This is a genomic window from Halorussus rarus (genome assembly GCF_003369835.1).
Lineage (GTDB): Archaea > Halobacteriota > Halobacteria > Halobacteriales > Haladaptataceae > Halorussus > Halorussus rarus.
This window is the reverse complement of the sequence record NZ_QPMJ01000002.1, coordinates 720,779-747,356: the sequence shown is the minus strand read 5'-3', so window position 1 is coordinate 747,356 and position 26,578 is coordinate 720,779. Positions and strand designations below refer to the sequence as shown.

Annotated in this window: 26 protein-coding genes; 16 read left to right on the top strand and 10 right to left on the bottom strand. The window is 70.1% G+C overall.

Annotation, left to right across the window (positions count from 1 at the left end):
• Window positions 1–35 precede the first annotated feature (35 nt).
• Both DVR07_RS12000 and DVR07_RS11995 read right to left on the bottom strand, forming a co-directional pair.
• Window positions 36–464: a VOC family protein gene (locus tag DVR07_RS12000; protein WP_115797523.1), complete on the bottom strand. Its 429-nt coding sequence runs from the start codon at window positions 462–464 to the stop codon at window positions 36–38.
• Window positions 465–522: 58 nt separating this feature from the next.
• Window positions 523–864 (bottom strand): cupin domain-containing protein, encoded by a 342-nt coding sequence (locus tag DVR07_RS11995; protein ID WP_115797522.1) that lies wholly within the window; start codon window positions 862–864, stop codon window positions 523–525.
• Window positions 865–941: 77 nt separating this feature from the next.
• Between DVR07_RS11995 and DVR07_RS11990 the strand changes: the two genes are divergently transcribed.
• The 5 genes from DVR07_RS11990 to DVR07_RS11970 all read left to right on the top strand — a co-directional run bounded on the left by DVR07_RS11990 (window position 942) and on the right by DVR07_RS11970 (window position 6,773).
• A complete protein-coding gene (locus tag DVR07_RS11990) occupies window positions 942–1,844 on the top strand; it encodes an ABC transporter substrate-binding protein (protein WP_115797521.1) in 903 nt (300 codons plus the stop codon).
• 67 nt (window positions 1,845–1,911) lie between these two features.
• On the top strand, window positions 1,912–2,904 hold the full coding sequence (locus DVR07_RS11985) for an ABC transporter substrate-binding protein (RefSeq protein ID WP_115797520.1): 993 nt from the start codon (window positions 1,912–1,914) through the stop codon (window positions 2,902–2,904).
• On the top strand, window positions 2,901–3,869 hold the full coding sequence (locus tag DVR07_RS11980; RefSeq protein WP_115797519.1) for an ABC transporter substrate-binding protein: 969 nt from the start codon (window positions 2,901–2,903) through the stop codon (window positions 3,867–3,869). Before DVR07_RS11985 ends, DVR07_RS11980 begins: the two co-directional genes overlap by 4 nt.
• A gap of 91 nt (window positions 3,870–3,960) precedes the next feature.
• The gene (locus tag DVR07_RS11975; RefSeq protein WP_115797518.1) at window positions 3,961–5,256 is read left to right on the top strand and encodes an ABC transporter substrate-binding protein; all 1,296 of its coding nucleotides are present in this window, start codon (window positions 3,961–3,963) and stop codon (window positions 5,254–5,256) included.
• An 80-nt stretch (window positions 5,257–5,336) separates the two neighbouring features.
• A complete protein-coding gene (locus DVR07_RS11970; RefSeq protein ID WP_115797517.1) occupies window positions 5,337–6,773 on the top strand; it encodes an aldehyde dehydrogenase family protein in 1,437 nt (478 codons plus the stop codon).
• Window positions 6,774–6,826: 53 nt separating this feature from the next.
• Here DVR07_RS11970 and DVR07_RS11965 read toward each other — a convergent pair whose 3' ends face one another.
• On the bottom strand, window positions 6,827–7,177 hold the full coding sequence (locus DVR07_RS11965) for a DUF7113 family protein (RefSeq protein ID WP_115797516.1): 351 nt from the start codon (window positions 7,175–7,177) through the stop codon (window positions 6,827–6,829).
• A 41-nt stretch (window positions 7,178–7,218) separates the two neighbouring features.
• Window positions 7,219–7,998: an inositol monophosphatase family protein gene (locus tag DVR07_RS11960; protein ID WP_115797515.1), complete on the bottom strand. Its 780-nt coding sequence runs from the start codon at window positions 7,996–7,998 to the stop codon at window positions 7,219–7,221.
• Window positions 7,999–8,085: 87 nt separating this feature from the next.
• Between DVR07_RS11960 and DVR07_RS11955 the strand changes: the two genes are divergently transcribed.
• Window positions 8,086–9,996 carry an ATP-binding protein gene (locus tag DVR07_RS11955; protein ID WP_115798326.1) on the top strand — a complete coding sequence of 637 codons (1,911 nt, stop codon included), beginning with the start codon at window positions 8,086–8,088 and terminating at the stop codon, window positions 9,994–9,996.
• 162 nt (window positions 9,997–10,158) lie between these two features.
• Window positions 10,159–10,587, top strand: coding sequence for a universal stress protein (locus tag DVR07_RS11950; protein WP_115797514.1), 429 nt, complete (start codon window positions 10,159–10,161; stop codon window positions 10,585–10,587).
• A gap of 421 nt (window positions 10,588–11,008) precedes the next feature.
• On the opposite strand, the gene DVR07_RS11945 is transcribed toward DVR07_RS11950, so the two are convergent.
• Entirely contained in the window at window positions 11,009–12,292 is a 1,284-nt protein-coding gene (locus DVR07_RS11945; RefSeq protein ID WP_115798325.1) for a KaiC domain-containing protein, read from the bottom strand.
• Between the two features lie 120 nt (window positions 12,293–12,412).
• Between DVR07_RS11945 and DVR07_RS11940 the strand changes: the two genes are divergently transcribed.
• The 3 genes from DVR07_RS11940 (at window position 12,413) to DVR07_RS11930 (ending at window position 14,537) form a co-directional block, all read left to right on the top strand.
• Entirely contained in the window at window positions 12,413–13,234 is an 822-nt protein-coding gene (locus tag DVR07_RS11940; RefSeq protein ID WP_115797513.1) for an NAD(+)/NADH kinase, read from the top strand.
• Between the two features lie 50 nt (window positions 13,235–13,284).
• Complete coding sequence (gene mptA / locus DVR07_RS11935) at window positions 13,285–14,214, top strand: GTP cyclohydrolase MptA (protein ID WP_115797512.1); 930 nt, start codon at window positions 13,285–13,287, stop codon at window positions 14,212–14,214.
• Between the two features lie 116 nt (window positions 14,215–14,330).
• Window positions 14,331–14,537 carry a hypothetical protein gene (locus DVR07_RS11930; protein WP_115797511.1) on the top strand — a complete coding sequence of 69 codons (207 nt, stop codon included), beginning with the start codon at window positions 14,331–14,333 and terminating at the stop codon, window positions 14,535–14,537.
• Window positions 14,538–14,564: 27 nt separating this feature from the next.
• Here the strand turns inward: DVR07_RS11930 and pyrF are convergent, their stop codons facing one another.
• A complete protein-coding gene (gene pyrF, locus DVR07_RS11925; RefSeq protein WP_115797510.1) occupies window positions 14,565–15,458 on the bottom strand; it encodes an orotidine-5'-phosphate decarboxylase in 894 nt (297 codons plus the stop codon).
• Window positions 15,459–15,602: 144 nt separating this feature from the next.
• On the opposite strand from pyrF, the gene DVR07_RS11920 reads away from it, so the two are divergent.
• Window positions 15,603–16,259: an HAD family hydrolase gene (locus DVR07_RS11920; RefSeq protein WP_115797509.1), complete on the top strand. Its 657-nt coding sequence runs from the start codon at window positions 15,603–15,605 to the stop codon at window positions 16,257–16,259.
• Window positions 16,260–16,280: 21 nt separating this feature from the next.
• Here DVR07_RS11920 and DVR07_RS11915 read toward each other — a convergent pair whose 3' ends face one another.
• On the bottom strand, window positions 16,281–16,667 hold the full coding sequence (locus tag DVR07_RS11915; protein WP_115797508.1) for a hypothetical protein: 387 nt from the start codon (window positions 16,665–16,667) through the stop codon (window positions 16,281–16,283).
• Between the two features lie 281 nt (window positions 16,668–16,948).
• Window positions 16,949–17,398, bottom strand: a complete 450-nt coding sequence (locus DVR07_RS11910; protein ID WP_115797507.1) for a DUF2240 family protein — start codon at window positions 17,396–17,398, stop codon at window positions 16,949–16,951.
• Window positions 17,399–17,798: 400 nt separating this feature from the next.
• On the opposite strand from DVR07_RS11910, the gene DVR07_RS11905 reads away from it, so the two are divergent.
• Together DVR07_RS11905 and DVR07_RS11900 are read left to right on the top strand one after the other, a co-directional pair.
• Complete coding sequence (locus DVR07_RS11905) at window positions 17,799–18,737, top strand: HFX_2341 family transcriptional regulator (protein ID WP_115797506.1); 939 nt, start codon at window positions 17,799–17,801, stop codon at window positions 18,735–18,737.
• A 323-nt stretch (window positions 18,738–19,060) separates the two neighbouring features.
• On the top strand, window positions 19,061–21,742 hold the full coding sequence (locus DVR07_RS11900; RefSeq protein WP_115797505.1) for a valine--tRNA ligase: 2,682 nt from the start codon (window positions 19,061–19,063) through the stop codon (window positions 21,740–21,742).
• A 19-nt stretch (window positions 21,743–21,761) separates the two neighbouring features.
• Here the strand turns inward: DVR07_RS11900 and DVR07_RS11895 are convergent, their stop codons facing one another.
• Complete coding sequence (locus DVR07_RS11895; protein WP_115797504.1) at window positions 21,762–22,508, bottom strand: DUF1405 domain-containing protein; 747 nt, start codon at window positions 22,506–22,508, stop codon at window positions 21,762–21,764.
• 126 nt (window positions 22,509–22,634) lie between these two features.
• On the opposite strand from DVR07_RS11895, the gene pdxS reads away from it, so the two are divergent.
• Window positions 22,635–23,543, top strand: a complete 909-nt coding sequence (gene pdxS, locus DVR07_RS11890) for a pyridoxal 5'-phosphate synthase lyase subunit PdxS (RefSeq protein WP_115797503.1) — start codon at window positions 22,635–22,637, stop codon at window positions 23,541–23,543.
• A 160-nt stretch (window positions 23,544–23,703) separates the two neighbouring features.
• Here pdxS and DVR07_RS11885 read toward each other — a convergent pair whose 3' ends face one another.
• Window positions 23,704–24,588, bottom strand: coding sequence for a homoserine kinase (locus tag DVR07_RS11885; RefSeq protein WP_115797502.1), 885 nt, complete (start codon window positions 24,586–24,588; stop codon window positions 23,704–23,706).
• A gap of 187 nt (window positions 24,589–24,775) precedes the next feature.
• On the opposite strand from DVR07_RS11885, the gene DVR07_RS11880 reads away from it, so the two are divergent.
• Together DVR07_RS11880 and DVR07_RS11875 are read left to right on the top strand one after the other, a co-directional pair.
• Window positions 24,776–25,408, top strand: coding sequence for an adenylate kinase (locus tag DVR07_RS11880; RefSeq protein WP_115797501.1), 633 nt, complete (start codon window positions 24,776–24,778; stop codon window positions 25,406–25,408).
• A 248-nt stretch (window positions 25,409–25,656) separates the two neighbouring features.
• The gene (locus DVR07_RS11875; RefSeq protein WP_115797500.1) at window positions 25,657–26,523 is read left to right on the top strand and encodes a DUF106 domain-containing protein; all 867 of its coding nucleotides are present in this window, start codon (window positions 25,657–25,659) and stop codon (window positions 26,521–26,523) included.
• The last annotated feature ends 55 nt before the right edge of the window (window positions 26,524–26,578 follow it).

The window sequence follows — 26,578 nt, the reverse complement described above, 5'->3', positions numbered from 1 at the left end:
CTCCGAACCGCAGACCCTAGTGCGTCAGCTCGACCTCACTCCACGTCGTCGTGGGTCAGCAGCGGGCGGTCCCGACTTCCCTCGGGCGGCTCGTAGGTGACGACCTCCAGGAGGTTCCCGTCCGGGTCGAGGAAGTAGAACCCCTCGAACTCGCCCCAGTCGTAGGGGCCCTGCTTCGGGAACTGGTCGTCGAGGTCGTCCATCACCGCCTCGTACTGCCCGCGTTCGGTCTCGAACGCGACGTGGGCCTTGTCGAGCGGGTGGTCCAGCCCGCGGTCGTCCCACCCCTCGGCCCGGCCGGTCTCGGCTAGCGTCACCACCGTGTCGCCGGCCTCGAACATGGCGTGGGCGCCCTGGAAGTCCTCGGGCGGTCGGACGAGGTCGAGGTCGAGCGCGTCCCGGTAGAACGCGAGGCATGCCGCCAGGTCGTCGACGTCGACGTTGATGTGGTCTACGCCCCGCATCGCCCCCACTCCCCCCGCATCCCGGTTGATGCCGCGCGGCCGGTCCGGTTCCCCGCTCTCATCGGTCCTTCCAGTCGGCCTCGCGGCGCGGCGGGCTGTAGACGCCGATGCCCACCGCGGGCTCGTCGCGCCGGTTCTCGCAGGCGTGGGGCTCCTCGCTCAGGAAGCAGTAGGAGTCGTCCGGGCCGAAGACCCGCTCCTCGCCGTTCACCGTCGCCACCAGCTCCCCGCTGGTCATGTACCCCAGCTGCTCGTGGTCGTGGGTGTGCTCCGGGATGGTCGCCCCCGGGTCGATGCGGAAGTGCTGGATGCTCATGTTCTCCCCCGCGGCCAGCTGGGTGAAGTGCACGCCGTCGACGGCCTCCTCGGTCTCTCGGGCGGTCAGGTTCACCAGTTCCATGCCACGCTGTATCACACGGATGCACTTAAAGGAATTGCGAAAAACCCTAAGTAGGACTCTCACGTTAGCTGGTTGCGATGTCCGAACAAACGACCGTTCGGCTCTTTCACCTGCCGTTCTCGTTCATGCTGCCCCAGCGGGTGGCGAGCGAGCGGGGGTACTTCGGGGACGAGGGGTTACGGGTCGAGCTCGTGGAGCGCGACCGGGAGGAGGTCGAGCGCAAGTACATCCCGGCCGAGGAGACGCTGACCGACGACTACGACGTGGACCTGTATCCCATCTGCAAGTGGGAGAGCCTCAAGCGCACCTGGGAGATGCACGACGGGAAGGTGGTGGCCAAGGGGACGTTCGCCGACCAGCCGTACGCCGTGTTCACGCGACCCGACACCGACGTCGAGGAACCGGCGGACCTCGCGGGGGTGCCGGTCGGGGTCAACCGCCGGACCGGCCAGGAGTACACCGCTATCCGGGCGCTGGAGGAGCACGTGCCGCCCGAGGACGTGACCCTCGACCACCAGGGGATGCCCACCGACCGCCTGCGGGCGCTCCGCGACGGCGAGGTCGAGGCCGCGACGCTGCTCGAACCCCACAGCACGCTGGCCGAGGAGCTGGGCTTCGAGCGCGTCATGGAGTTCGAGAACCACATGGGAATCGTGGGCGGCGAGCAGCTGACGGGGGAGGCGCTCCGGAAGTTCGTGGCCGGCTATCGCCGCGCCGTCGAGGACATCAACGAGAACCCCGCCGAGTTCCGGGACGACTACCTCGACATGCTGGGCAAGGACGAGGCGGTCGCGCCCGACCTGTTCGAGGACGTCGACGTGGACGCGGTCCGCGACCAGATCACCGTGCCCGAGTACGAGGCGCCCGAGCTCGCCGACTACGACGAGCTCCGCGAGCACCTCGACTGGATGAAGGAGCGCGACCTGGTCGACGCCGACGCCGAGATCCGGTCCATCGTGGCGCCGGGAGGCCGGCCGTGACCCGCGAGGTCGCCCCACCGGACACCGTCGTCCCACCGCACGCCGCCGCGGTGCGAGGGGGCCAGCGATGACCTCCATCGCCGAGAAGCAGGCCGCGCTCGACGAGCAGCACGGCGACCCCGGCGACCGGCCGGTGATGCGCGCCCGGTTCGAGCACAACGGGAGCCCGCGCTACCTCCTGTACACCATCAAGCGCCTCGGCCTCGACCGCGACCACGGCTTCCACCTCGACGTGGAACTGGTCTCCGACGAGACCGAGGACGGACTGGAGACCGTCGAGGCCAAGCTCCAGGAGGGCGACGCCGACCTCATCGACATCGACTACATTTCGACCGCCCGGGAGCGCGCCGAGGGCGCGCCCATCGTCGGCTTCCACCCTTACGGCCGGACCGTGGGGTCGCTCGTCGCCGCGCCCGACTCGGACGTCGCGGGGCTCGACGACCTCCGCGACGTGGACGTCGGCGTCGTCCGGCGGCTCGACAAGAACTGGATTCTCACCCGGGCGGCCTGTCGCAAGTACCACGACTTCGACCCCGCCGACACCGCCACCGCGGTCGAGGCCGGCTCGAAGGTCGAGCTCTCCCGGCTGCTCCGGGAGGGCGAGGTCGACGCCGGACTCCAGTTCTGGCAGATCGTGCCCGAGCTGACCGAGGCGGGCGACTGCCGGGAAGTGCTGCCGATGGCCGACCTGGTCCAGCGGCTCTCGGGCACCGACGACCGGCTCCCGGTCTCGACGTTCCTCACGAGCGAGGCGTACCTCGACGACCACCCCGAGACGGTCGGCGCGTTCCGGGACGCCTACCGCGACGCGGTCGCCAGGCTCCGCGAGGACGACGAGCTCTGGGCCGAGATCGGCGACCGGCTGATGGACACCGACGACGAGCGGGCCTGGCGGGCCATCCGGGACGGCTGGCGCGAGATGGTCGTCGCCGACTGGGACCGCGAGACCGTCGCCGGGATGGAGCAGCTGTTCGACCACCTCCGCGACGTCGCGGGCGCCGACGCGCTCGGCGTCGAGCGCATCCCCGACGGCGCGTTCGTCCCGGAGGCCGGCCGATGACGACCGAGGTCGACTTCCAGCTCAACTGGGAACCCAACGGGTTCCAGGCGCCGTACTTCCTCGCGCGCGAGCGGGGCTTCTACGACGAGGAGGGGCTCGACGTCCGGTTCGTGGAGGGCCACGGCTCGCCGTTCGCCGCCGAGCAGGCCGGGGAGGGTCGACGCGAGTTCGCCCTGGCCGGCGGGAGCGCGGTGCTGTCGGTCCGGAGCCAGGGCGTCGAACCCCTCGCGGTCGCCGCGGTCACTCAGAAGACGCCCGCCGCGGTGTACACCTTCCGGGACGCGTTCGGCGCGGCGCTCGAATCGCCCGACCAGCTCGCCGGCTGCACCATCGCCCCCTCGGCGACCAAGACCCGCATCCTCACGGCACAGCTCCTCGAAAACGAAGGTATCAGTGACGATGTCGACCTGCTGGACGTCGACGAGCACACCCACCACCGGGTCCAGCACAAGCTGGTCAGCGGCGAGGTCGACGCCGCGGTCGGGGTCGTCACCAACGGTTACGAGCTCCAGGCGGAGCACGACCGGACCGCCGACGAGCTGCGCATCGGCGACTACCTCGACGTCTACGGGATGACCATCGTGACGAACCCCGAGTTCGCCGCGGAGAATCCCGAGACCGTCAGGTCGTTCCTCCGGGCGACCGCCCGGGGCTGGGTCGCCGCGACCGAGGACCCCGACGAGGCCGTCGACGTGCTGGTCGAGCGCAACGCCACCCTCGAACGGACCCGCGACGTCGAGCGCCGGAAGTTCGGCGTCGCCGCCGACGAACTCCAGTGGACCGACCGTCTCCGGGAGACCGGCTGGGGCCACCACGACGCCGACCGGTGGCGGACCTTGGGCGAGACCCTCGCGGAGACCGACCTGCTCGACGGCGAAGTGGACCCCGACGCGGCGTGGACGAACGAGTACCTCGACGCGGACGCCGACGCTATCGGGGCGTACGCGGGGCAGGCGAGTCGGTGACGCGTCCGCCGACCGGGTCGGCCGTGGGGTCCTGGGGAGCTCGGGACCGCCGGAGTACTTTTGCTCGTCGCGGTAGTGCACCTAGCGAGCCATGGAGGTTCGCACGTTCCCGGCCCTCTCCGACGACGACGAGCCGTTCGTCGAACGCCTCGGTGCGGGGCTCGGCGACCGGCCGGCCCGCGTGCTGGCCTACCTCCTGCTCCGGGCCGAGCGCGACGGCGTCGGCGACGAGCCCGCGACGCTGCTCACCGTGCAGGTCGGCACCGGCCTGGGTCGGAACGCGGTCACCGACGCGCTCTCGTCGCTCGAAGACCGCGGACTCGTGACCGCGACGACCGTGCAGGACGAGACCCGGGGCCGCCCGCCACAGGCCTGGGAGGTGGCGTACGGTCCGGCGTCCGCCCCCGGTCGGGTGTACGACCGCCACGCCGACCGGCTGCTCGACCGGGCGCGGACCGCGTTCGACGTCGGCGACGAGTCCGCCGAAAGTGCTCAATTCAGTGATTCCGACGACGCCGACCGCGACGACGACGCCGACCGGGAGTTCACGGTCGGCCTGAACTGGACGCCCAACGGCCTCCACCTGCCGCTGTTCGCGGCCGCTGGCCGGGACGAGTACGCCGACCGCGGCCTGTCGGTCGACTTCGCCGAGCACCGGGGCTCGTCGGCGTCGCTCGCCGCGGTGGCCTCGGGGGAGGCCGACGTGGGCGTGGCCGGGGCGGTGTCGCTCGTCGAGGCCCGGCGGCGGGGCGAGCCGGTCGTCCCGCTGGCGCTGCTGTTCCAGCGGGCGATGACGGTGCTGTACGCCGAGCGCGACCGGTTCGACGGCGGCCTGGAGAGCGTCGAGCAGCTGCGGGGCCGCCGCGTCGGGATGCCCGTCGAGTCGGAGGCGGGGCTGCTGGGCCGGCTGTTCCTCGCCCAGTCGGGCGTCCTCGCGGACGTGGAGCTCGTGGACATCGCGGGCGAGGAGCGGCGGGCGCTCCTGGACGGCGAGGCCGACGCGGTCACGGGGTCGTTCTCGGACCCGCGGGAGCTCCGGGAGGACGGCGTCCGGACCGACTCGCTCCGGGTCGCCGACCAGTTCCCCATCTGCGGCCCGTCGCTGGTCGCGACCGAGGGGGCGCTCCGTCGGCGACGGGGGCCGCTCGCGGAGTTCCTCGCGGCGACCGCGGCGGGGTGGGCCGCCGCCGTCAGCCGCCCGTACGAGGTGTCGACCGGCAGCGGGATCATCTTCGACGACGACGAGCGCCGGACCTTCGAGCGCGCGGTCGGCGAGTTCGGCGCCAACGATGCGGTCTGCGAGCACGGCTGGGGCTGGCAGGACCGCGAGACGTGGGACCGGCTCGAGACCGCGCTCTCCGTGGCGGACCTCGACGCGGACGAGTAGGCGCCGGTCGCGCTCGGGGCATCGATCCGACTCGTGAGGCGCTCGGGGACTTATCTGCGTGGCCGGCGAACGAGACGTCCATGTCTGGGCACACGCACGGCGAGTACGGGTGCTACATCGATGGGGAGGAGCGACCGGGCGAGGACGCGTTCGCGGTGCTGGACCCGTCGACCAACGACCCCGTCGCCACTGCGGCCGAAGGCGGGCGCGAGGGCATCGACGCCGCGCTCTCGGCGGCGGAGGGCGCGCTTCCCGAGTGGCGGGCGATGGACCCGAGCGACCGCGGTCGCCTGCTGCGGGAGGTCGCCGACGCCGTCCGCGAGCGCGCCGACGACCTCGCCGAACTGGGGACCGCCGAGACCGGCCGACCGCTGCGCGAGTCCCGGCTGTTCGCCCGGAACGGGGCGAAGTACCTCGACTACTACGCCGGGCTGACCGACAAGATCGAGGGCAAGTCGGTCCCGGTCGGCGAGGGGTACCTCGACTACACCCGGCTCGAGCCGCTGGGCATCACCGGCCAGATAATCCCGTGGAACGCGCCCGCGCTGCTCTCGCTCCGGGGCATCGCGCCGGCACTGGCCTGCGGCAACGCCGTCGTCGCCAAGCCCGCGCCGGAGGCGCCGCTGGTCGCCACCGAGATCGCACGCATCGCCAGCGAGGCCGGCCTCCCCGACGGCGTCTGGAACGTCGTCCCCGGCGACGGCGCGACGACCGGCGCGGCGCTGACCGGCTCGGACCGCGTGGACAAGGTCGTGTTCACCGGGTCGGTCGAGACCGCCAGGGCCGTCATGAAGTCCGCCGCGGACCACCTGACGCCGGTCGGCCTGGAGACCGGCGGCAAGAGCCCGAGCCTCGTCTTCCCGGACGCCGACCTCGATTCGGCGGTCGAGGACACGCTGGGCGTGTTCGCGATGGCGGGCCAGGTCTGCTTCGCAACGACGCGGGTGTTCGTCCACGAGGACGTCTACGACGAGTTCGCCGACCGCGTCGCGGCCGCGACCGAGGAACTGACGACCGGGCCGGGGACCGAGGACCCCGACGTCGGCCCGCTCATAACGAGGGAGGCCCGGGACCGCGTCGCGGCGTACGTGACCGAGGCGGTCGAGGACGGCCCCGGACGGGTGCTGGCGGGCGGCGAGATCCCCCGCGAGGCGGGCAACTTCTACGCGCCGACCGTCGTCGAGGGCGTCCCCGACGACGCGCCGCTGTCCTGCGACGAGGTGTTCGGCCCGGTGTTCACCCTCTACGAGTTCTCGGACGAGGACGAGGCCGTCAGGCGCGCCAACGACACGCGGTACGGGCTGTACGCGACGGTCTGGACACGGGACCTCGCGCGCGCTCACCGGGTCGCCGGGCGGCTCGAGGCCGGCAGCGTCTCGGTCAACGAGTTCCCGGTCACGCCGCCCCAGGCGCCGTTCGGCGGCTACAAGGAGTCGGGCATCGGCCGCGAGAAGGGCACGCAGGCGATCCGGGAGTACACGCAGACGAAGAACGTCGTGGTCTCGCTGGACGGGTAAGGGCGTCGTCGGCTCGCTCCGGCAGTCGAAGTCGCGATCCGACGGCGGTCCGGCTACCGCGGTTCGGCGGTCTCGGCTTCCTGCTTCTCGACGGTGATCTCGACGTCCGCGGGATCGATGCCGATGCGCGCGAACTGGGTCCGGATGTGCTCGCGCGCCGCCTCGGTGGCCTGCTCGCGCGTGTCGAACCCGCGGGGCATCGGCGACTCGAAGGCGACGTTGACCTCCTCGCCGTCGACCCGCTGGACCGTCCCGCCGCTCTCGACCTGGTAGAACTCGTCGCAGACCCAGACGTAGGGGGCGTCCTCGTCGGGCGCGCCCTTGAACCGCGGCGCCCGCTCCCCCCGCTCGTACAGCGTGCCAGTCAGCGTCGTCCCCCCGGCTTCGCCACGAATGAGTAGCATGGTCGGGGGTACGGTGCGGGAAGGTAAAAGGAGCGCGACCGTCACTCCAGCGCGGCGTCGACCGTCCCGCAGAGGTCCGCGAGCGCGTCGTCGTCGCCGACACCGACGTAGCAGCCGTCCCACGACCGGGAGGCGACCCCCGACTCGTCGGCGAACAGTTCGCCGGTCCACTGCTCCTCCTCGTCGGCGCGGAACGTCACCATCCCGTCGACGAGGCCGCGGGCGAGCAGCCCCCAGTGGACGCAGGGCGACCAGGTGTTGATGACGCGCTTGCACCTGGCCTCCAGGCGGTCGCGGATCGCCTTCGACGTCGCCAGCAGGTCGTCGTCCAGCTTCACGTCGTGGCCGATGACGAACCCGATAGTCGCGCTGTCGAGGTCCCGGTCGCTCCCGGCGGTCGCGCGCTCCCCGTCGTACCGGACGCCGGCGCCCCGGCGCGCGACGTAGCAGTCGTCGAGCATCGGGACGTAGACGACCGCGAGCACGGGGTCGCCCCGCTCCAGCACCGCGACCGAGGTGGCGAACGACCCCATGCCGGCGGCGAAGTTGTTGGTCCCGTCGAGCGGGTCGACGACCCACCGGTACGGGGTGTCGTCGCCGGGGTGGTCGCCCGACTCCTCGGCGTAGACGTGGTGGTCGGGGAACGCCTCGAGTAGCACGTCGAGCATCCGGCGCTCGGACTCGCGGTCGGCCGCGGCCTTCACGTCGTGGGCCGTGAACTCGCCGTCGCGGTCGCCGGCCCGGAACGCCTCCCTGAGGTACGCGCCGCCGTCGCGGCAGGCCCGGACCGCGGCGTTCTCCATCGCGTCGAGGTCGGACATGCGGGAGTCGTCTCGCCGGGGTGACAAGAATCCGTCGGAGCGCCCGGAGGAAAAGTGACAAGGGGGTCTGCCGCAATGGGCGGAACGATGACCGACCTCGGCGACTTCAGCACCTCCGGCGGGGACGACGACTCGGGCGGCTCCGGGTCCGGCTCCCCGACCGACGAGTTCGACGCGGACGCCTTGGGCGTCGACGCCTCCGACGGCCCCGCGGCGGACCTCGACGACGTGGGCGACTTCGAGACCGGGACGACGGACTCGAAGACGCGCGGCGACGACCGCTTCGACGCGATGGCGACCGACCCCGCGGGCGCGGACCGCGGCATCGGCATCCTGTCGGCGGCCGAGGGTCTCCGCATCGGCGAGGGCGAGGACGAGACCCACCTCCAGGCGTACGTCACCGCCGACAACCGCGAGGACGTGCGGGTCGGCAAGTACCTGCTCGTGGGCTACCCCGACGGCGAGAAGCTGTTCTGCCGGGTCTGCGCGCTGGAGTACCGCCAGGAGTACCGGGTCGACGACGCGACCGAGATCCACTCCCGGCGCGCGATGCGCCGCGACGACATCGAGGAGACCGACTACAAGCTCATGGCCGACTTAGAGCCGGTCGCCGTGCTGTACGAAGACGGCGAGGGGCCGGACGCCGAGCTCAAGCGCCGGATGACCGACCGGGTGCCCAAGCCCAAGTCGGTCGTCAGGGAGGCCAGCGACAAGCCCGAGATCAAGACCGGGCTCAAGATGCCCGCGGACGGCGTGTTCCTCGGGCACCTCTCGGTCGGCGGCGAGAAGGTCCGGACCGCCGCGGAGCCCCCGACCATCGACTACCGGCTCAAGGACGACTACACCGACGGCGACCCCCTCGTCTTCCGGCACACGCTGGTCGCGGGCGGGACGGGCTCGGGGAAGACCCACGGCGCGAAGAACATCCTCCGGCAGTTCCTCGCGGAGGAGCGCCGGTACGAGATGGAGGACGGCGCGGCCCGCCGGGCCGCCGTGGTCCAGTTCGACCCCCAGGACGAGTACGCCCAGATGCACGACGACAACCCCGACGCGACCCGCGAGGACGAGCGCCGGTGGGCCGCCGAGGGCGTCGCCCACGGCGGCCACGACGAGACCAAGGCGTTCGTGCCGAAGGTGGGCGAGGGCGGGTACGCCGCCGACCATCACCGGGCCGAGCAGGTCGCGTTCACCATCCCGTTCTCGATGGTGCGCTCGCGGCCGTGGCTCATCGCGGGCGCGAGCCTCAACGACAACCAGTACAACGCCCTGGAGTACCTCCTCCGGCGGTTCTTCTCGGAGCACGAGACGACGACGTACGCCCAGTTCCTCGACTTCGTGGACGACCCGGCGCTGCGCGAGGAGCTCGACGAGAGCGGTCGGGTCCACGAGGCCACCTTCGACGCGGTCCGGCGCAAGACCGACAACTGGGCGTTCCGCCAGGTGTTCGACCGGGACGCCCGGCCCATCACCGACCAGATAAAGCAGTTCGTCAAGCCCGGCCAGCTCAGCGTCGTCCCGACCTACCACCTCAACAACTCCCGGGCGGCGGAGGTCGTCGTGCTGGCGCTGTCGAGCCTGCTGGTCGACGAGAAGCTGTCGAACTCGCCGCACTACCCCCGCATCAAGGAGACGCCGCTGGTCGTCGGGATGGACGAGGCCCACAACTTCCTGACCGACGCCGAGAGCGTCCAGGCCCGGAAGGTCATCGGGAAGTTCACCGAGGCCGCCAAGCAGGGCCGCAAGGAGCGCCTCGGCCTCTTTCTCATCACCCAGGACCCCCAGGACATCGCCGAACCCGTGTTCAAACAGGTCAACACCACGGTCGTGCTGAACCTGGGCGACGAGGACGCCATCAAGAGCGTCAACATCCCGAGCAAACTGGAGGGGAAGGTCCCCTACATGGAGAAGGGCCAGATGGTGGTCTACTCGCCCGACAACTCCGAGCCGGTCGAGATCGTCGGCCTCTCGAAGTGCGTGACCAAGCACGGCCGGGAGTAGCCCGCGTCGGTCCGAGCCGCCCGAGAGATTCCGACGCCGGGCTCGCCCGTCACCGCCCTCTCGGCGCGCCGGCCGGACGCGATCCGAGCTGTCGCGGCCCGGAGTTCTCATTCGCCGGGAATTGCCTGAATACTTAAACGACCGCCCGCCGTAGCTTCGCGCATGGCCAAGAAGATCCTCGTCCCCATCGACGGGTCGGTCCAGTCCGACGACGCGCTCGAACACGCGCTCGAAGAGTTCGCCGACCACGACATCACGGTGCTCCACGTCATCGACCCGGTCGACGCGGGGTACAGTTCGCCGGTCGCCATCCCCGGCGGGTCCGAGGAGTGGTACGAGAACGCCCAGGAGGAGAGCGAGGCGCTGTTCGCGGAGGCTCGGGCCGTCGCCGACGGGTACGGCGTCGCCCTCGACTCCGCCACCGAACTCGGCAGCCCGTCCCGGACCATCGTGGAGTTCGCCGACGACGAGGGGTTCGACCACATCGTGATGGGGAGCCACGGCCGCGCGGGCGTCTCGCGCATCCTGCTCGGGAGCGTCGCCGAGACGGTGGTTCGGCGCGCGACGATGCCGGTGACGGTGGTCCGGTAGGCTACTCCTCGTTCTCGTCGTCGTCATCCGGCACGGCTTTCCGTCCCACCCGATACGCGCCCGAACGCGCTTGAGGGCCGCCCACCAGCGGAGGCCGACCGAGCCCGCGAGCAGCGCGCCGAGTCCGAGGAAGATGGCAGACACCAGGAGGACGACCGCCTGCTGACTGTCGACCGGGAGCGGACCGATCATTCGTTCGGTGTATGTACGGCGTCGCACCTGTTAAACGACGGTGAGCTCACTACCGGCCGAACAGCAGATCGCGCCGGGGAACCGATCCACGTAGAGTACCAGCAGTTGTACCGCGAGCGAACGAGCGAAGCGAGTGAGCGAGCGGCTCTTTTTCATCGACGTTTTTTCGAGGAGAGGTGCCCGCAGCGAGCGAAGCGAGCGAGGACACCCGACGAGAAAAAAGGTCGCTTCAGAAGATGTTGGCCTGCCGGTAGACGCTGATGCCCTCGTTCGTGATGGCGTAGGGCTTTATCTCCCGGGAGTGGTTCGCGTCGCGTATCTTCTGGATCTCCACGGCGAGCCGGGTCTCGCGGAAGTCGTCGGTCGACCGGATGTACCGCAGGATGAAGACGGCGTCGACGAGGTACTCGATGATGCCGTGCCGGGAGGCGTAGGCGTTGTCCTCGCTGGCCTCGCTGGTGAGCATCGTGGTCACGCCGGCCTCCTTGAGGCTCCTCGTGAAGTCGTACACCTCGTTGCGGCGGGTGGCCTGGTCGTCGTACATCATCTCCAGCAGCGACACCGAGTCGAGCACCAGCCGGGTCGCGCCGAAGTCCTCGACCAGCCGGGGCAGGTCGTTGCGGATGGAGGTGAGGCTGTTGGCCATCTCGATGGGGTCGAGGTCGATGACCGCGAGGCTCCCCTCGTCCTCGTACGTCTCGAAGTCCCAGCCCTTCTCGCCGGCGGTGCTGCGGATGCGGTCGCGGCTCTCCTCCAGGGTGATGAACACCGCGTTCTCGCCGGCGACGAGCGCCTCGTGGAGGAACTGGAGACCGAACGTCGTCTTCCCGGTCCCGGCCGACCCGATCGTGGTGATGAGCGACCGCTCGGGGACGCCGCCCTGGATCATGTCGTCGAGCCCCTCGATGCCGAGGTCGATGCGGGGGATGTCCGAGTCGAACTCCTCGTCGTCGAACGTCTCGCTCTCGAAGGGCTCGCCGCCGCCACCGCCGAACCCCTCGTCGGCGTCCGGTCCGAAGCCGCCTCCGCCGCCGAAGCCGCCGCCCGCGTCCTCGCCGCCGGCCGGTCCGGCGCCGGGGCCGCCGCCGGGCGCGTTCTCGAACGCGGTGGCGAAGTCCTCGTCGAAGAGGTCGTCGCCCCCGTCCGACTCGTCGGGGTCGTACGGGTCGGCGTCCGCGAATCCGCCCGACGGAGCGTCCCGTCCCGAATCGTCGACCGATCCGAAGCCGGCACCTGCCGATCCCGAGCCGGCGTCGCCCGTTGGGAAGTCCTCGGCCTCGTCGCCGAACGACCCTTCGCCGGGTTCGGGGGCGTCCGCGGATCCGCCGACCTCCTCCGGCCCTTCGGTCGCATCGCCGAACGGCCCGTCGGTCGAGCCGGCGCTGGAGTCGGCGAATTCCGAACCCACGTCGTCGCGGTCGACCGACCCGTCCGCGTCGCCCTCCTCCGAGCCGTCCTCGTCCGCGTCGTCCTCGCGGAGCGCGCGCTCGAACCAGTCGTCGTCCTCGGTCACGGCGGCCACCTCCGCGGCGGACGAGCGCGGGACATATCGGGCACGTCGGACCGACCGCATTTGAATGTTTCTCGCCGCCGCGTCGGCGGACTTTTGACGGGCGGGCGAGAATGGCCAACGATGAGAGTCGGCATCGTCGCCCAGAAGGGCAACTCGCGGGCGTCCGTGCTGGCGGGCCGGATCCGCGACACCCTGCCCGAGGAGGTGGAGGTTCGACTGGACGACGCGACGGCCCAGCGGCTGGACCGCGAGGGCTACCCCGTCGACGAGATGGACGCCTGCGACCTGGTGGTCTCCATCGGGGGCGACGGCACGTTCCTCTTCGCGGCCCGCGGCGCGGGGCCGACGCCGATCCTGGGCGTCAACCTCGGCGAGGTCGGTTTCCTGAACGGGGTCGCGCCCGACGACGCGGTCGAGACCGTCGAGGCGGTCGTCGCCGGCTACCGCGAGACCGACACCATCCCGTCCCGGGAGGTGCCCCGGCTCCGGGCCACCGGCGACGGCGACTGGTCGGTCCACCCCGCGCTCAACGAGATCGTCGTCCAGGGCCCCCAGCGCGGCCACGGTCAGGGGTTCGACTACGCGGTCCGGGTCGACGACCGCATCTTCACCTCGGGGACCGGCGACGGCGTGCTGGTGTCGACCCCGACCGGGAGCACCGCCTACAACCTCAGCGAGGGCGGCCCGCTGGTGCACCCGGACGTCGACGCGTTCGTGATCACCGAGATGTGCGCCGCCGAGTCGATGTCGCCGCTGGTCGTACCTGGAGACAGCGAGGTCGAGATCCGGGCCGAGGGCGCCGAGCACGGCTACGTCAGCAGCGACAGCACGCGCGAGCGGATCGAGATGCCCGAGTCGGTGACGGTCCGGCCCGACCCGGACCCGACCCGCATCGCCGAGCCGTCGAGCGACTTCTTCCAGGCGCTCGGGAAACTCGATTAGTCTTTCCGGAAGGGAAAGTCCTAATCCCGCGGCTTCGCTACGCTCGGGTAATGGAAGAGCAACTGCCGGACGTTCAAGCCTCCGAACCCGACGTGAGCGTGGGGCTCAACCGGGTCGGCGTCACCGGCGTCACCAAGCTGGTCAAACTCGCGCGTCCCGACAAGCGGCCCATCGTGCTGACCGCCGAGTTCGAGGTGCTGGTCGATCTGCCGGGCTGGCGGAAGGGCGCCGACATGAGCCGCAACATGGAAGTCGTCGACGAACTCCTCGAGGACGCCGTGAGCGAGCCGACCTACTCGGTCGAGGACCTCTGCGGCGAGGTGGCCAACCGTCTGCTCGGCAAGCACGACTACACCTCGAAGGCCGAGGTCCGGATGGAGGCCGAGTACATGGTCAAGGACCGGACCCCCGAAAGCGACCGGCCGACCCAGGCGACCGCCGACATCGTCGCCAGCGCGACCGCGACCGAGGACGGCGTCCGCCAGGAGATCGGCGCCCGCGTCACGGGCATGACGGTCTGTCCCTGCTCGCAGGGGATGATGAGCCAGACCGCCCGCGAGAAGCTCGAAGAGCTGGGCGTCGGCGACGCGGAGGTCGAGGAGTTCCTCCAGGAGGTCCCGCAGGCGGGCCACTCCCAGCGCGGCCACGCCACGCTCACCATCGAGAGCGACGGCGCGCCCGAGGCCGACCTCCGGGACATCATCGAGGTCGCCCGCGATTCGATGAGCGCCCGCATCTACAACCTCGCCAAGCGCCCCGACGAGGACCACATGACCTTCGAGGCCCACGCCAACGCCAAGTTCGTCGAGGACTGCGTGCGCGACATGGCCGAGGGCGTCCTCAGGGAGTTTCCCGACCTCCCCGACGAGGCCGTGGTGACGATGAAGCAGAGCAACGACGAGTCCATCCACCAGCACAACGCCCACGCCGAGCGCGTCGCCGAGATGGGGACGCTCCGCGAGGAACTGGCCGACGACTGAGGACGTTACCGAACTCTCCCGTTCGGTTGCTGTTCTCCCGTTTTCGACGGCCGCCCGTGCCGGAGCCTCCCACACACTGATACGCCTCGACGCCCTACCTCAATCGAGTGAAAAACATGAGTGTCACGGGCCTCTGCCAGATCTGCGAACAGCACGAAGCCGAGCACTCGTGTCCCAACTGCGGGACGCTGGCCTGCGACGAGCACTGGAACGAGGCGACCGGCCTCTGCGCGAAGTGCGCCGCGGCCGTCGACCGCGGTGGGGGCGACGGGGGGACGGTCCGCCCCGAGGACCTCGACGACGACGAAGTGATGCGGTTCTGAGGCCGCCAGTCAGTACGGGAGGCGGGGTCAGCGGTATCGATTCAGTTGCTGCTTCAGCCGCTTGGCCGACTGCCGGGCGGCCGCGGCGTAGTCGTCCTGGCCGCGGCGCCGACCACGCCCGGCGGTCTCGCCGGCGTAGAGCACCTCCCGCGAGGCCGCGACCAGTCCGACCCCTTCGACCGGCCCGCCGTCGGGCGCGGCGTGGGCCGCGACCTCGGGGTCGTTCCGCGCGCCGCCGACCGCGAAGAACGGGAGGTCGGGCGCGCGCTCCCGGAGCGTCTCGACCGTCGCGGCGTCCCCGCCGACGAGCAGGCCCACGTCCGCCGCGGCGTCGTCGGCCCACGAGGCCGCGATAGCCGCCACCCCCTCGGACAGCGTCGGGGATTCGTCGTGCTCGCTGTCGTCTTCTTCCGTCTGACCCCCGGTCGACTCTGCTTCGATGGTAGCAGGCGCGTCGACACCGTCGACGAGCTCGCGGTCCTGGAGGTCGGCCGCGCCGGCGTTCGGCGTCCGGCAGGTCACGAAGACGCCCAGGTCCGAATCGAACAGGTCCCCGAGAGCGTCCCGGCCGCAGTACGGCGACACCGTCGCGGCGTCGGCGGCGTCGAGTAAGTCTGCGTTCGGATCCGGGAGGTCGCTCCACTTCCCGTCGACGACGACCGGGACGCCCCTGCCGCGGGCGTAGGCGACGGTCTCGGCCACCGCGATCCACCCCGAATGGTCGGCGTAGAACGCGGGATTCACCGCGTACGCCGCGGCGTGGTCGTGGGTCGCGTCGACGACGCGGCGATTGAACGCCCGCCGCGGGTAGTCGTACTCCCGGCAGTCGTCGGGGAGGCGGGCGAGGTCGGGGTTCAGGCCGACCGCGAGGACGCCGCCGGTGGTCCGGATCCGCTCGCGGAGGCGGTCGAAGAACGCCATACCACGGATTGCGATGGGGCGGTCAAGGCTCTTGCTGTCCGTCGATTTCGCTCGCGCAGCCGATTCCCGTCTCGCTCGGTCCTTCCGAAGACTCCGGGCCGCCCTCCCGCAGGTATCAAGGGGTCGTCCCGCCAACACCGACCCGTGACCGTCTCAGCCGTCGTCTTCGACTTCGATTACACGCTGACCGTCCCCGACCGGCCCCGCCAGGAGGTGCTCGACGAGGCCACCGACGCGGTCGGCGCGCCCCGGATGAGTCGGGAGGCGTATCTAGACGCCCACTCGCGGCACCTCGACAGCGACAGCCGCGTCCCCATCTTCGCGGAGTTGCTCCCCGAGGACAGCGACGTCGACCCGGCGGCGCTCGCCGACGCCTACCGGGAGAAGGTCGCCGACTCGCTCCGGTCGGTCGAGGGCGTGGCCGGCCTGCTGGCCGACCTCCTCGAGGAGTACGCGCTCGGACTGCTCACGAACGGGCCGGCCGACGCCCAGCAGAGCAAGCTCGACCGGTTCGACTGGGTCGAGGAGTTCGACGCAGTCGTGATCACCGGTCACCTCGAAGCCGGGAAGCCCGACGAGCGCGCGTTCCGGGCGGTCCTCGACGGGCTCGGCGTCGACCCCGACGAGGCCGTCTACGTCGGCGACGACCCCGAGGCCGACGTCGAGGGCGCGAAGAACGCCGGGATGCACGCGGTACAGGTCCTCTACGCGGACGGGCCGGAGCCGCATCCGGACGCCGACGCCCACGTCGAGCGCGACGCGCTGGCGACGGAACTTCCGGACGTAATTCGCCAGTTGTAGTGTCGCGGCGTACGCCGACGGCTACAGCACCGCCACGAGGACGTCGGTCGCGCGCTTGACCTCCGCGCCGTCCTCGACGAATACCAGCGTCCGCGGGGGACGGACCGCCTTCGGTCGGACGCGCAGGTCTGCCTCCTCGGCGGCCTCCGCCGCAGCGTCGACTTCCTCCCGGAACTCGATTCGGGCGCGGTCCTCCTGGACGTAGACCTCCGCGAGAAGTTCTGACTCGTTTGAGTCGCCGTCCTTTCTGGCGATCTCGTAGGCGAGCTCGCCGTCGGCCGACGGCTCTACGTCGGCGTCGGCGTTGACGACGTCGAGGGCGTCGAGCCCGGAGTCTTCGCGGCCCGACACCTCAGAGGAGAGCAACTGAGCGATGCGCTTGCCGTCGGTGGTTCGCTCCTCGACCATACGTCAAGAATGACGGCGGATCCGAATCAGCCTTCGGCTTTGGGTTGCGGAGATCTCCGGAATCGAGGACTGCCTGTCCAGTCTCTCTGGATGCGCTCGGTGACACAACCGGCGTTTGGGTGGACTGAAAGGGGCAGCCCGGTCGCGTTCACGTGGTCGCTTGCACGACCCCTATCTGCGCCGGGCGGTGCGGAGAGGCGCAGATATGTCGTGCAACGACCGCGACCGGGCGGGGGCTTTCGAGAAAGTACAGCCCCTCGTTTTCTCGCTTCCCTGTTTGCCTAGTCGGCCTTCAGTTCCTCGCGCGCTTCGGCGGCCTCGCGGGTGACCTCGACGCCCCGACGCCGGGCGTACACCACCGCGGCGGCCTCGATGGTCACGCCGAGCCGGTTCTGGAGGTCGTTGATCTCGGCGACCGCGGTCTGTTTCTCGGTCCCGGCCGAGACGACCTTGTCGAGCAGCTTCTCGAAGGTCGACTGCTCCTGGAGGATGGACTCGTCGGGGACGAACCCCTCGGCAATCTCGACTTCGCTCGGGTCGAATGCCGTCACGACGTCGCCGTCCTCGCGGACGAGCAGCCCCTGCCCGCTGGCCACGTCGATGAGGCGCTCGGCCTGGTCGGGCGAGAACCAGTCGCGGTCCAGCGACAGCGCGACCACGAACTCGCTCTCGGCCATCGACTCCGTGCCCTTCTGCTGGAACGGGGCGGCGACCGCACTCCGGAGACTCATCGGTTCCAAGGGTGACGGAGCGGCGCGTAAAGGTGGCGGTTCTCCGACGGCGTGTTCTCAACGCGTTACCGAATCGCGCGAGCGTCGACTCCGAGTTGTCCTCGAAAGCCCCCGGCCGGTCCCGGTCGCTCTGCAGGATATTCGGCTCGCTGACGCTCGCCGAATAGTGGCCTGCAGAGGCGACCAAATCCTTCGGACGCGACCGGCCGGCCGGCCCCTTTCAGTCCACCGGAGGACAACCCCGTCCTCCGAGCCTGCACTCGCTTCGCTCGTGCAGACACCCAGACGGTGGGCTGATTCACCGGGCGCTACCGGTAGCCGGGTACAGGGCGCATCCTGATGGCTTGCGGAGTACAGCGAAAGCTTGGGGTTTAACCCCCCTTCGGCGCTACGGAGCCACATGCAGACCCACATCGTCCCGGTCGGGTTCGACTACGACCGGCTCATCGCGCCCCTCGTGCGCGACCAGCTGGACGTCGACCGCGTCATCCTGCTGGAGGGCGCGGTCGGCAGCGAGGCCAACGTCGAGTACTCCCGGAACCTCTCCCAGAAGCTCGAACAGGACTTCCGGAACCTGCTAGGGGCGACCACCGAGCGCGTCGTGGTCGATGACGTGTACGACTACGACGCCGCCTTCGAGCAGGCCTACCACCTCATCAACGACGAACTCGACGCGGGCCGCGAGGTCTGGGTCAACATCTCGGCGATGCCCCGGACCGTCAGCTTCGCGTTCGCCACCGCGGCCCACTCGGTGATGGTCGAGCGCGAGGAGGACCGCGAGCAGATACACACCTACTACACCGCCCCGGAGAAGTACCTCGAGACCGAACTCGCCGAGGAGCTCCGCCGGCAGGCCGGCCTGCTCGAGGACCTCCGGGAGGACGCCGAAGCCGGCGACTCCGCCGATGACGAACCGGCCGCGCAGGCGAGTAGCGACCGCATCGACGAGCGCCTCGACAGCGCCCGCGAACTGCTCTCGGAGTTCGACGAGCGGGGCACCACCATCGGCGCCAAGCGGGTCGGCGACGGCCACATCGCCGAGATCCCGGTCGCCTCGTTCTCGAACGTCAAACCCTTCGAGGAGGTCATCCTGTTCAAGCTCGGCGAGGAGGGCGAGTTCGAGTCGGTCTCGGAGCTCGCGGAGGCGCTCGCCAGCGAACTCGACGAGGAGTACACCGACAGCTTCCGGTCGAAGGTCATCTACAACGTCGACCGGCTCGGGCCGGGCGGCAAGGGGTACATCGAGCAGGAGGAGCACGGCAAGTCCTACCGGACGCGACTGTCGCGCATCGGGGAGCTGTGGGTCCGCTCGCACGCGAACGGCGAGGCCGGAACGTAGTGGAGGCCTCGTGAGGTGAGCGGGGAAGGACGACCCGCGAACGGGGAGACCCGAACGGAGTGAGGCGCAGACCGGACGGCAACGAGACCTCCGGGCCGGCGCGACTGCGCAAGTATTATGACCGCGAACGGATAACTCGGGAGTGATGACTGCGGCCGACGCTCGTCCGGCGCGAGCCCTCGCGGTATCCCCGGCCGTAAAGGTAGGGGGCCGCTAGCCCCCGCTCTCTCCTCACCCACGTCCCGACGCACCGCCTTTCAGCGCGCAGGCCGCCGACCGACCCGCGCGACAGCCGTGACAACCGACCAGTCTACGCGACATCCATGACAGCCGACCAATCCCAGACGACCGGAGAGAGCCGACCCGAAGCCACCGATTCGAAGCCGACCGGCGAGTACGACCCCCGAGGGGTGGAACAGAAGTGGCAGCAGCACTGGGTCGAGGACGAGACCTACGCCTACGAGGGCGACCCCGAGACCGACCCCAACACCGTCTTCTCCATCGACACCCCGCCGCCGACCGTCTCGGGCGACCTCCACATGGGCCACCTCTACGGCCACACGCTCCAGGACTTCGCCGCCCGGTTCCGCCGGATGTCCCGGGCGGAGGTGTTCTTCCCGTTCGGCTACGACGACAACGGCATCGCCTCCGAGCGCCTGACCGAGCGCGACCTGGGCGTCCGCCACCAGGACTTCTCCCGGCGGAAGTTCCAGGAGAAGTGCCGCGAGGTCTGCCGGGAGTACGAGGCCGACTTCACCGAGAAGATGCAGGGGCTGGGCGTCTCCATCGACTGGTCGCGGACGTACAAGACCATCGAGCCCCGGGTCCAGCGCGTCTCCCAGCTCTCGTTCGTCGAACTCTACGAGGACGGTCGGGAGTACCGCCGGGAGGCGCCCGCCATCTGGTGTCCCGAGTGCGAGACCGCCATCTCGCAGGTCGAGACCGAGGACGCCGAGCGCGACGCCCACTTCAACGACATCGCGTTCCCCCTGACCAGCACCGACGGCGAGCTCGTCATCTCGACCACGCGGCCCGAACTCGTCCCGGCGTGCGTCGCGATGTTCGTCCACCCCGACGACGAGGACCACGCCCACCTCGCGGGCGAGACCGCCGAGGTCCCGCTGTTCGGCCACGAGGTGCCGGTCATCGCCGACGAGCGCGTCGACCTCGAGACCGGGACCGGCGCGGTGATGTCGTGCACCTTCGGCGACCAGACCGACATCGAGTGGTACCAGGCCCACGACCTGCCGCTCCGGGTCGCCATCGACGAGTCGGGCACGATGACCGACCTCGCGGGGCCCTACGAGGGGATGAGCACCGAGGAGGCTCGCGAGGCCATCGTGGCGGACCTGGAGTCGGAGGGGCACCTGCGCGACCGCCGGCCCATCACCCACACCGTCAACGTCCACGAGCGCTGCGGCACCGACGTCGAGTTCCTCGTCACCGAGCAGTGGTACGTGAAGCTGCTCGACCGCAAGGAGGCGTACCTGGAGGCGGGCCGGGAGATGGACTGGTACCCCGAGAAGATGTTCACCCGGTACGAGCACTGGATCGAGGGCCTGGAGTGGGACTGGTGCATCTCCCGCCAGCGCGACTCGGGCATCCCGTTCCCGGTCTGGTACTGCGGCGACTGCGGGACCGAGGTCGTGGCCGACCGCGCCGACCTGCCGGTCGACCCCCTCGCCGACGACCCGCCGGTCGACGCCTGCCCCGAGTGCGGCCACGACGAGTTCGTCCCCGAGGAGGACGTCTTCGACACCTGGGCCACCTCGTCGCTGACGCCGCTCATCAACGCGGGATGGGACTACGACGAGGCGACCGGCGAGACCGAGATGGCCAACCCCGAACTCTATCAGTTCGACCTCCGTCCCCAGGGCCACGACATCATCTCGTTCTGGCTGTTCCACACCGTCGTGAAGTGCGTCGAACACACCGGCGAGGCCCCGTTCGACGCGGTCATGATAAACGGCCACGTCCTCGACGAGAACCGCGAGAAGATGTCCTCCTCGAAGGGCAACGTCGTCGCGCCCGAGGAGGCGCTCGCCGACTATCCCGTCGACGCGGTCCGGTACTGGGCCGCCGGCACCGCGGTCGGCGACGACTTCCCCTACAGCGAGAAGGACCTTCGAACGGGCGACAAGCTGCTCACGAAGCTCTGGAACGCCTCGAAGCTCGTGGCGGACCTCGCTTCCGGCAGCGGGTCCGGCGGGCCCGGCGGGACCACTGATTCCGGCGACCCCGACGACCTCGCCGCGATTGACCGCTGGCTGCTGGCCGAACTCGACGAAGTCGTCGCCGACGTCACCGCCCACATGGACGCCTACGAGTTCTCGAAGGCCCGCGACCGGCTCCGGAGCTTCTTCTGGAACACGTTCTGCGACGACTACCTCGAGATTGCCAAGCAGCGCGAGGCGTCGCGCTCGCGGGACTTCGCACTGACGAGCGCCCACCGGACCTTCCTGAAGCTGTTCGCGCCGCTGCTGCCCCACGTCACCGAGGAGCTGTGGCGGACGATGTACGGCGACGAGAGCGTCCACACCGCCGACTGGCCCGAGCCCGCGGGCTACGAGGCCGACCTCGCGGCGGGCGAGACCTCGATGGCGGTCGTCTCGGCGCTCCGGAAGTACAAGACCGAGCACCAGCTGGCGCTCAACGCCGAACTGGACGAGGTCGCGGTCCACGGCGACGTCGCGGGATTCGAGGACGCCATCCGGGAGGTCGCGCACGTCCGGAACCTCGACGTGCTCGCCGAGGAACCCGAGACCACGACCGAGATACGCGACGTGAACCTCGACTACGAGACGGTCGGCCCGAAGTACGGCGGGACGGTCGGCGACATCGAGGCGGCCATCGAGACCGGCGAGTTCGAGCTCGACGGCGACCGGCTCCGGGCCGCGGGCGAGATCCTGGAGCCCGAGGAGTTCGCCGTCGAGCGCGAGCGCACCTACGCCGGGGAGGGAGAGATGCTGGAGACGGAGTCCGCGCTGGTCGTCGTTCGGGAGTAGGTCGGACGGTCCACGAAAATCACGCTTCTCGAGTCCGGGCCTCCAGCTTCTTCACCCGGGTCGCGAGCGCCAGGAACGTGGCGGCGATGGTGATGACGATCGCCCCGGCGGCCGCGATCTCGTGGGTCGGCGACGGGTGGGTCGCGAACCCGTCGGGCCCGAGCAGTTGGGCCGGCAGCAGGGTGTGGTGGGCAGACCCGACGATGGGCACGAAGTAGTCGACGACGTCGTTGAAGCCGTACCAGACCACCGCGACGAACACCGCGCCGACCGGGAAGTCGCTGTACCGGTGGACGAGGAACGCCTCGGCGACCATTCCGAGGTGGCTCCAGAACAGGAAGTTGTACATCCAGACCGAGTTGTACGAGAACCCCTCCATGAACGCCAGCAGGGTGAACGGCGTCCAGAGCCCGAGCTTCAGACAGCCGAAGAACGCGAGCGCGTTCACCACCTCGGAGTTCCGGCCGAGCTTCCAGAGCGCGAGGCTGCCGGCGATGAACAGGGTCGCCACCGGGCTGTCGGGGACGAACGGCCACATCACCGGGGGTTCGAGCCCGAACTGGAGCGCGATGAGGGGGTCCGACAGCGGGAGCGGGTGGAAGCCGTAGTACCAGAAGCCGAACGCGGTCCCGAGGAGGTTGACCGCGACGATGACCCAGGCGTACCGGAGCGCGACGTCCTCCAGCCGCTCGGGCAGCGGGGCGAGGTACCGCGGGAGCTGGGCGCGGTCGGGCAGCCGCGAGCGGCCGTCCCGGTCGGGGAGCATACGGGTGTCGTCTCACCTCCGGCGCAAAGCTCTGACGGTCCCGGACGGCGCGACGCCGGCCGGCGGACCCGGCAGCCGAGTCGGGCAATCGGTACGCATTAACCGTTCGCGTGGCAACTGACTCGCATGGCCGAAGAGACCGACATCGAGGAGCTCAAGCGCGGCAGCGAACTCGTCAAGCGCGGGTTCGCGCGGATGCAGAAGGGCGGGGTCATCATGGACGTGGTGAACCGCGAGCAGGCCCGCATCGCCGAGGACGCGGGCGCGGTCGCGGTGATGGCCCTCGAGGCGGTCCCGGCCGACATCCGCAAGCGCGGCGGCGTCGCCCGGATGGCCGACCCCGCCGACGTCGAGGAGATCATCGACGAGGTGTCGATCCCGGTGATGGGCAAGTCCCGCATCGGTCACACGAAGGAGGCACAGATTCTGGAGGCGATCGGCGTGGACATGATCGACGAGTCGGAGGTGCTGACGCCCGCCGACGACAAGTACCACATCGACAAGCGGGAGTTCACCTCGCCGTTCGTCTGCGGCGCGCGCAACCTCGGCGAGGCGCTCCGGCGCATCGAGGAGGGCGCGGCGATGATCCGGACCAAGGGCGAGGCCGGCACCGGCGACGTCAACCAGGCGGTCCACCACCAGCGCAACATCAAGGGCGCCATCCGCGAGATCGAGGGGATGACCAAGGAGGAGCGCGAGGCGTTCGCCCGCGACATCGAGGCGCCGGCTCACCTGGTCCACGAGACCGCCGAGGAGGGCCGGCTCCCGGTCGTCAACTTCGCGGCGGGCGGCATCGCCACGCCCGCGGACGCCGCGCTAATGATGCACCACGGCTGCGACGGCATCTTCGTCGGGTCTGGCATCTTCGGCGCCGAGGACCCCGAGGCGATGGCCGACGCCATCGTCGAGGCGACCAACAGCTGGGACGACCCCGAGCGACTCGCCGCCATCAGCAAGGACATCGGCTCGGGCATGAAGGGCGAGGCCAACGCCGACCTGCCCGACGAGGAGAAGCTCCAGGGCCGCGGGAACTGAGCGACGCGCCCGCGATCGGACCGTCGTTCTCCCCCGGCTCACACGTTTCACCCCGACGATGACCGCCTACCTCACCGTCGACGACGCGCCGTCGGCCGACCTCCCCGAGAAGCTCGACCTGCTCGGCTGAGTTCGTTTCTCGCCCCGCTCCGACCCCGCCCTACGAACGATACTGCACCGCGCCGCCGCCGATCTCGGTCTGGTAGGCGCACGCGTCCACTCCGGCGTCGTCGAAGGCCTCGACCATCGCCGAGGCGACGGTCCGGCGCTGGCTCCGGTGGCGACACACCGCGAGCACGCCCGGACCCGCGCCCGAGACGGTCACCCCGGTCGCGCCGGCCTCGCCGGCGGCCTCGGCCACCGCCTCGTAGCCGTCGATGAGCTCGGCGCGGGCGGGCGTCACCACCGGGTCGGTCAGCCCCCGGCCGACGAGGTCGGGGTCCGACCGGCACATGCCGGCGACCAGCGTCGAGGCGTTGCCGACCGTCTCGACCACGTCGTCCATCGCGACCGAGTCGGGGACGACGCCCCGGGCGTCGCGGGTCGAGACCACCGTCTCGGGCAGGCAGACCACGACCGGCAGGTCGGCGTCGACGCAGGTGATGCCGTCGTCGGTGACGACCGTGAATCCGCCCAGGATCGAGGGCGCGACGTTGTCTGCGTGAGCGTCGCCCGAGACGACTGCCTCGCCCTCGGCCGCGACCCGGACCAGCTCCTTCCGGGAGAGCCCGCGGTCGTAGAGGTCGTTGAGCGCGACCGCGGCGCCGGCGGCGCTAGCGGCCGAGGAGCCGAGCCCCGAAGAAGGCCTGACGCCCTTGTCGATCCGGATGCGGGCCGGCGCGTCGAGTTCGCGGGCGACTACGCCCGCCGTGTTCTCCGCGGGGTCGGTCGGGATGAACTCCGCGCCCGCACCGGTCACCTCGATGGTGGTCTCGCTCGCTCGTTCGACCCGCACGACGTCGGCGGGACGGGTCAGCGCCACCCCGAACACGTCGAAGCCGCTCCCCAGGTTCGCACTCGTCGCCGGCGCCCGCACCGTGAGCATGGCCGTGCATTATCAGGGCCAAATCAAAAGTCTGCCGGGGCGCGCCCGCTCCGCGGCCCGGTCGAGCGCCTACCGGGCCGGTCCCGGCGGGCGTCCATCCCGCTCGACGCCCGCCCCGACAGCCGGTCGGAGCGTCGTACTGTCCGCTTTCTTTAAGCCTTTATGCGAGGGCGGCGCACTCTCTCCCATGGAGCCGCACATTCTGATACTCGGCGCGCCGGGCGCGGGCAAGGGTACCCAGAGCGACAACATCGTCGAGGAGTTCGGCGTCGACCACGTCACGACGGGCGACGCCCTCCGGGCGAACAAGCAGATGGACATCAGCCACCTCGACGTGGAGTACGACACGCCGGGCCAGTACATGGACCGGGGCGAACTCGTGCCCGACGAGGTCGTCAACGAGATCGTCGACACCGCCCTCGACGAGGCCGACGGATTCGTCCTCGACGGCTACCCGCGCAACCTCGACCAGGCCGAGACCCTCTCGGAGATGACCGACCTCGACGTCGTGCTCTACCTCGACGTCGACGAGGAGGAGCTGGTCGAGCGGCTGACCGGCCGCCGGCTCGACCCCGAGACCGGCGACATCTACCACGTCGAGTTCGACATGCCCGACGACGAGGACGTCCGCGAGCGGCTCGTCCAGCGCGAGGACGACACCGAGGAGACGGTCCGCGAGCGCATCCGGGTCTACCAGGAGAACACCGAACCGGTCATCGAGTTCTACGAGGAGGAGGGCGACCTCATCCGCATCGACGGCGAGCAGACCCCCGACGAGGTGTGGGACGACGTGAAGTCGGCCATCGAGAGCAACGCCTGAGGCGTCCGCGGTTTTTCGCTGGGGCGCCTGTCGCTTCTCCGACCGGAATCGGACGCACTGCCGACCAGCACCGCGACCGATCCCCGACCGGCCCCCGGGAGGGACCGGTTCCAGCGCGCCCTCGCGGACCGAAACGCCCGATTACGCGGTCGGGACGGGTCGACTAAAGACGAAAGTTGATTAACCGGGGGATTCCAAATCTCTCACAATGGCACGGACCGCGGACAAGATAGAGTCGCTCATCGCCGATGGCCGACGCCCTGGCGGTCGTCTACGACCGCACGGACGGCGGCTCCGAGCGCATCGAGTGGGCCGACGTGAACGACGCGCTCACGAGCGGCCAGTGGGGCCGCCTCATCGAGAAGGACGTCCTCGAGAGCGTCGGCGACGAGTTCCGGCTCGCCGACCCCGGTGCGGTCGAGGCGGCGCTCGACGACGAACCCGCCACAACCGTCACGACGACCGACACCGACGCCGACGTTGCGGACATCGACGACGACGAGTCGTCGTGGACGAAGTGGGACAAGCTGGCGGCGGTCGGCGCCGCCGGCCTCTTCCTGGGGTACTCCCAGCGGCCGATCCGGGACATCGTCGGCGGGACCGTCGACGTCGTGCTCGGCCCGGTCGACGCGGTGGTCCCGTTCTACGTCGTCGTGCTGGTCGTCGCGCTGCTGACGGGGCTGTTCACCACGCTGCTCCAGGCAAATCTGATGGACATGGACAAGATGAGCGCCTACCAGCAGCGCATGAAGGACATCCAGGAGAAGCGCAAGCAGGCCCAGGAGCGGGGCGACGACGAGGCGCTCGAGGAGATCCGCGAGGAGCAGATGGACGCGATGGGCGACCAGATGGGCATGTTCAAGGAGCAGTTCCGCCCGATGGTGTGGACGATGTTCGTCACCATCCCGGTGTTCCTCTGGATCTACTGGATGGTGCTGGACGGTCACGTGAGCACCGGCGAGTGGACCATCGTGGCGCCGCTCATCGGCGAGGCCCGGTGGACCTCGAAGGTGCTCGGCCCGATGCAGCTCTGGATCATCTGGTACTTCCTCTGCTCGATGAGCTTCACCCAGCTCCTCCGGAAGTCGCTGAACATCCAGACGACGCCGACGTAGGCGGCCTCCGCTTCTCTCTCGGATTCTCGGTCCTCTCCCGCGATTCATCGCTCAC